This window comes from Clostridium sp. (assembly GCF_051656525.1).
Classification (GTDB): Bacteria; Bacillota; Clostridia; order Clostridiales; family Clostridiaceae; genus Clostridium.
In genome coordinates this window covers 1-6,120 of sequence record NZ_JBOGCC010000035.1, presented here as the reverse complement: position 1 = coordinate 6,120, position 6,120 = coordinate 1, and the positions used below count along the sequence as shown (strand labels likewise).

5 protein-coding genes are annotated in these 6,120 nt (G+C 29.9%); 1 reads left to right on the top strand and 4 read right to left on the bottom strand.

Going from position 1 to position 6,120, the window contains the following annotated elements; all coding sequences use genetic code 11:
- Nucleotides 1-569, top strand: a 569-nt coding sequence (locus ACRDDY_RS01000; protein WP_438563104.1) for a hypothetical protein, incomplete at its 5' end; no start/stop codon positions are given.
- Nucleotides 570-637: 68 nt separating this feature from the next.
- Here ACRDDY_RS01000 and ACRDDY_RS00995 read toward each other — a convergent pair.
- The 4 genes from ACRDDY_RS00995 to pglZ all read right to left on the bottom strand — a co-directional run.
- Nucleotides 638-1,195 carry a DUF1788 domain-containing protein gene (locus ACRDDY_RS00995; RefSeq protein WP_438563103.1) on the bottom strand — a complete coding sequence of 186 codons (558 nt, stop codon included), beginning with the start codon at nucleotides 1,193-1,195 and terminating at the stop codon, nucleotides 638-640.
- 11 nt (nucleotides 1,196-1,206) lie between these two features.
- Entirely contained in the window at nucleotides 1,207-1,794 is a 588-nt protein-coding gene (locus tag ACRDDY_RS00990) for a BrxA family protein (RefSeq protein ID WP_438506060.1), read from the bottom strand.
- 27 nt (nucleotides 1,795-1,821) lie between these two features.
- A complete protein-coding gene (brxL, locus tag ACRDDY_RS00985; RefSeq protein WP_438563102.1) occupies nucleotides 1,822-3,837 on the bottom strand; it encodes a protease Lon-related BREX system protein BrxL in 2,016 nt (671 codons plus the stop codon).
- Between the two features lie 11 nt (nucleotides 3,838-3,848).
- A partial coding sequence (gene pglZ / locus ACRDDY_RS00980) for a BREX-1 system phosphatase PglZ type A (RefSeq protein ID WP_438563101.1) occupies nucleotides 3,849-6,120 on the bottom strand: 2,272 nt, incomplete at its 5' end.

Below are 6,120 nucleotides of genomic sequence, written 5' to 3'. Positions count from 1 at the left end.
AAAAAGAAGAAATAGTTCCTGATTATTCAACTAAATTAGGAAGAGTTAATTATTATAAATTTAAACCTGAAAGAGTTGAAGAGATAAGAGTTTTAAAAAATCTGAAAAAAAGAGATGAAACTACTATCTTAGATGATTTCTGGGAATTTATAGAAGAAGGAAGTTATAGCCTTTCATATAAAATGATATTTATATTATCTTTAATTAAAAACCTTGAAAAAGATGGAGAAGCTGATTTTGAAAAGGTTAAAGCTGATTATATAAGTTACTATAGAAAACGTTTAGAGGATGGACTACCAGTGGATAAAAAATCATGTCCATATACAAATGAATATTTAAATAGTGATAAAGAGATGACAAGAAATATCATAGTTAATCCTTTTGAGAAGTTTGAAAGAAAAAGATTTATCTATTATGGAAAAGATCTTAAAAATATTGGATTTAGCTTTTACTTATGGCAAAAGGTAGATTCTGATTTTATAAAAAAATTAAAGAATAAGATGTTAGAAGATTTAGAAAACTACTATAAAGACCTAGGTGGAGCAGGAGATACATCACTTTTTAAATAGCTGTTAAAATTTAGAATAATATTTTAAAATTTTTAGGGATGGCTAAAAAGCCATCCCTTTTTATATATTTATATTCTAAAAGCTCTATAGTAGTTATTATCCTTAAAACCAAACAGTCTTAAATCTACACTTGTGTACTCCCCAGGAAAAAATAGCAATACCTTTGTATGATCAAATATGTTTTGTAAATTATTAAGAACTGTGTGAGTTCTTACAATAGGATAAACTTTTCCTATTCCAGTTATTACGACTAAGTTTTTCCCTCTACTTTTTTCCTCTATGTACTTTATAATAATCTCCGAGTTAAAACTTTTCTTTAATTTTTCATATAAAAACTGAGTTCCTTTTTTCTCCTCTAATACAAAAGATTTATCTAAAATATTGTCATTTCTCATACTCTCTAATAGTAATTCAAAAAGATCTATCTCCACTGCATTTAATCTATTATCCTCTGAAAACTCTGGTAGAAATGTATTTTTTACAAAATGTCTAATCAAAATTTCCTCTTTAGGATCATAATCAAAAATATAGAATGGTACTTCATTTGCAAGTCCTCTATTGTTATAAAATTCATCACTTGAAACTTTTTTTACTAATTTTTTTAATCTCTCATTTATATTTTCCATCTCTCCACCTATCAATAAAGCATGGCCTTAACTACGCTTCTATTTCCCTCTTTTTTCATCTCATCTATTATTTCAGATAAGATTACAGGTCTAACTATCTTATATAGTTTCTCCTCCTCCTTATATAAATAGCCACCTTCACTAAAAAAGTTTTTGATTTTTACTATCATTTTTTTCTTTCCAGACTCGCTCCATTTTTCAACTACTTCAGATTGCTCAGCTTTTAAATTCATAAAAGCTACAATATCACTCTCTTTTAAATAGTAGTCATAATGTCTATACTTGTCACCAATAACCTCATCTAGAAACTCTAAAAGAAATCTCTCTGCACATAATATAGTATATAGAGTTATAAATCTCCCTGTATTTGAGTCTCCATTTACTAATTGATACATTAACTCCTCTGTTAGGTGCTTCACTCTTTTATTTATAGCCAAAAACTTCTTTTGAAAGTTACTTTCACTTGTACAGTCAAGAATATCCTCCTCTTTAAATACCTCTCTCATATTCTCTAGATTAGGATTTCTCATTAGATATCTTGCTGCATTTTTTAACTCTTGATAATAGAAATTTTCTCCTGTTATCGCTTTATACTCCATTTTTTTACCTCTTTTCATCATTAATTATTACATGAAACCGAGAGCTTTTTGAACTGCGTCTATTGGATCTTGATAGAATATTGGTTGTACATCTGCTAGTATATCTGGAGGTAAAGTTGCTAAATCTACAGCATTTAAAATAGGAATTAACGCTTTTTTAGCTCCAGCTTCCCTTGCTATTTGCAAAGTATTAGCTAGCTCAGATACTTTTATTATACTTCCAGATAATGCCATATCTCCTAAAACTACAGTTTGAGATAAAACCTGTCTATTTAAGGCACTTGAGCACATTGCAATAAAGCCACCAAGTGTAAGATTTTCTGAAACTCCTACATTTTTTTCATCTACCACAGTTAAATAAAACTCTTTTTCAGATATATTAATAGCCCCACTAACTCTTTTAGAATTTATTTTCAGATAATTAAAAGAGTTTTCAAAGCTCTTTCTATATTTATTATCTGCAACTGTTACTCTACCTCTTCCTGAAGAGATCTGTCCCTCTATTTTATAAAGTCCCAGTGTATTGTTCATCGATGTCCCAATTGTATAAAGAGATCCATCTTTTAAAGGTCCCTCAGCTATAAGCTTACTGCCACCTTGTTCATTTAGGTTTACATAAGTTTCCTCTCCACTCTCTCTATCTATATATGAAAAGTTTGTAGCAAAGAACTCCATTCCTGCCATCTTTTTAAGCTGCTCTTTAACTCTTCTTCTATAAGCTAAAGCTTTTACCAACACCTCTTCTACATCCTCTTTTGTAAACTCTCCATGAGGGTAAAGTAGCTTTATAAGTGCTGAAACTGTTTTTCTAACTCCAATTGTATCCCTTTGATTTAAATCTCTACCCAATATGAAGAATCTATCTAAAGCATCTCCATATGATGTTTTTCTTAACTCTCTAAAAATCTCTGCCATATAGTCCACTATAAATCCATACTCTTTAGTAAAAGATGCAGGACTTAATTTAGGAATCTCCCATCCTGGAACATAGCTATGCATTCTATCAAAAAAAGCCGAGTCATTATTCATCTCAGGTGGAAAATCTATAAGAAGATGTGATGTTTTTACCAATACATCTATACTTTGATTGACATTTCCTACAAAAACCATAGATGCATTTGCATTTTTCTCCTCTTTACCCCTTGCAAAAGATCCACTTGCCATAAAGTCCTTCATAATCTGAATACCATCTTTATCTTTAAACTTTATTCCAGCTATTTCATCAAAAGCAACTACATCCCAATACCCAACAAGTCCAATCTGTTTTTTTGCCATATTATAAAATAGATTAGCTACCGTTGTTTGCCCACCAGATAGTAAGATAGAGTTTGGACTTATCTCTTTATATATGTATGATTTACCTGTTCCTCTTGGACCTAACTCACACATATTATAGTTATTTTCCACTAAAGGTGCCATTCTTCCAAGCATATGCCACTTTGCTTCCTCACTAAAGAAATCTGGTTCCATTCCTGTAGATCTTAAAATAAACTTTATCCACTCCTCTTTGGAGAATTTTCTTCTTCCTTCATATACCTCATTCATATTTAAGTTTGCTATCTGTATTGGCTTTAACTTTTCTAATTTAAAAGGTGTATCTCCCATAGATAACTCATCAAAATCATAGCTTAAAGTCAATATACACCATATTCCACCACATAATAACTTTTCATACTCTTTTATATATGCTCCTACAACATCTATACCTGCAACTCCTAAATTTGAAAGTTCACCTTCATATCTGTCTTTTTTTTCATTTAGCTTTACTGAAACCTTATCTATTACTGTATAACTTCCAATCTCTTTTATTTTAGATTTAACTTTTTCAGCTTCATCTGGTCTTACATAGTTTTCAGCTAGGATTTTTTTGACCTTCTCCATTCCCTCTGTTATACTATCCTCATCCACATTGTTACAGTACATTCCTAAAAGATATTCAAGAACATAGACAGGGACATTTGCCCCACCTTTTATCTTAGAAACTAAATCCTTTCTTACAATCTTTCCTTCAAAAGCTTCATTTGCAATTTTATTTATCTCCATTTTTTAACCCCTTAAAAATCAAATTCTGATGCTATACTTAAATTTACCTCGTATTCTTTTGAATCTAATATATCCCCGCTATCTAAATCAATAACTTTTAACAATACTTTTTCATGAGTTCCACTTAAAGTAAGTCTAAAACTATATAGTTTATTCTCCTCTGTAGCGTTTAATCTTATCTTTTCCTCTGTACTAACTTTAACTCCATTTAAACTATAAAGAGCAATTGCCACATCCCTTTCAACAACTTTATCTCCAATGCTAATTGGATCTAATTGATAAACTCCAAATTTTGAAATATTTGATGTTATCTTTCCAATGCTCTCTTTTAACTTTACATTAACTTTTCTAGATTTTGTAGAGTTTGTACCACCACGATATTTAATAAGAGGCACAATCATCTCTTGTGGACTTATTCCTCCATGAACAAATTGAAGACCGCTTCCAAAACTTTTTATTCTCTGATTTTTTTCAGGGAACACACCATAATAGCCACCTAAATCCAGTGTTACGCATCCCTTTTCCTCATACCTTTCTGAAGATAAAGCATATCTTTTTCCAACTATTGAATAGCTATTTTTTAACTCTAATTTGTCGTGCTCTTCAATCTCTTTTCTTTCATAAAGGAATCCATGATCACTAGTAATATAGATATTAACTACTCCTAGACTAGATAATAGTTTTCCCATTCCAACTATATCTGAAACTGCTGTTTCTGCAGCTTCAAAAGTTTTACTCTCTGTTTTACCTTTATCTCCTATTGCATCAATTGTATCATGGTATATATATATAACTTTTTTTCCTTTTATATACTCCTCTTGCTCATTTCTATACATATTTTTGAAAATATCAAAAGTAGTAGCTGAAGATTCTTTTTCATCAAGTCGTAATATACTCTCTCTATTTTCTGTACTTCTGCTATCTATTCCCTTTAAAGTTACCTTTTTTTCAGATATATCAAAATTTAGAGTTTCGCTGAAAGGTAAAAGACTTGCCATTCCTAGGCTTGTAATACTTGGTAAACTTGTTAACATACCAGTTAAAGTAATCTCCTTTGTATTAGCCTCTTTTAATAACTTCTCTTTTATTTCACTTCCCACCTCATATCTAAGTGCATCTGAAATTATAACAGCTACCCTTGTATCTGATTTTTTAACATGGTTCTTATAGAAATCTCTTTGTTGTGGAAGTCTATCTTTTTTATCAATATGAGCACTCCATACATTTAAAAGAGGCTCTAGGTATTCCTTTTCGTAGAAAGTACTTATCATATGTTGTAGTTTATCTAGTACACCATTTATTTCAGTAGATTTTCCCATATCATATGAGTGGAAGAACTCTCTATAATATCTATCTATTTTATAGTAATCCTCTATATAGTTTTTATAAAGTTCATTCAAGTTATCCACATCATTTACTCTTAACTCTCTTCTAAGTTGTAAAAGATTTATTGCAGCTAATAGACCTTTATATAGTTGTAAATACCTGTTTTTCCATAAAGTATTATCCAATCTTATATTTATATATTTTTTATAGTTACTAAACTCTACTAATTCACCAGTTAGTTTTTCTGCTAGCTCTTTAATAGTTAAAACATCAAAGTATTCAAACCCTGTCCCCAGTACTACTTTTGTAAAATCTAACTCGTCTATTCTTTCTCTAAAATTAAGTTCTTTCCCTATTTGGAAAAATTTCTTTGTTACTATATCTGATGTTACCCTATTTTGCAGCAATGAATCAACAAAAAGGTAGATCTCATTTTTATCTCCAATATAGTAGTTTTCACAGTTAACATGTGGTTTTTCTCTTAACTCTTTATAAAAATGAACTACAAGAGCTATTTTCATAAATTTATTAAAAGAATCTACTTCAACATTAAACTCATCTTTTAAGCTGCTATATAGATAATCTAGCCCCATCCACTTGTCTATTGCTTCTAATCTACTATCATCTATTATTATATTTTTTATTATCTCTCTTACATTTAAAGTTTTTGTATTTGATAAGACAGCTAATATACCAAGCTTTAAATCACTGCTATCTTTTTTCTGTCCCTCATGAAGTAATTTTTGAAGTTTCTCTTTTCTATCTTTATTATGAAAGAAAACCTCATATTTTTTAATAGTTTTTAGCAGTTCATGATCCAATCTATCTAAAGAAAGTTCCTCTACTATCATAGCTGTTCTATCAGCTTTAAAGTATTCTGAGTACTTCTCAACATCTAATAAAAAGTTTTCATTATCTTTTTCTGGTCTTGGATATTCACTATAAATTAGATAGTTA

Coding starts and splice junctions, on each gene's coding strand:
- ACRDDY_RS00995 (WP_438563103.1), bottom strand. CDS start 1,195: ATGGAAAATATAAATGAGAGATTAAAAAAATTAGTAAAAAAAGTTTCA.
- ACRDDY_RS00990 (WP_438506060.1), bottom strand. CDS start 1,794: ATGGAGTATAAAGCGATAACAGGAGAAAATTTCTATTATCAAGAGTTA.
- brxL (WP_438563102.1), bottom strand. CDS start 3,837: ATGGAGATAAATAAAATTGCAAATGAAGCTTTTGAAGGAAAGATTGTA.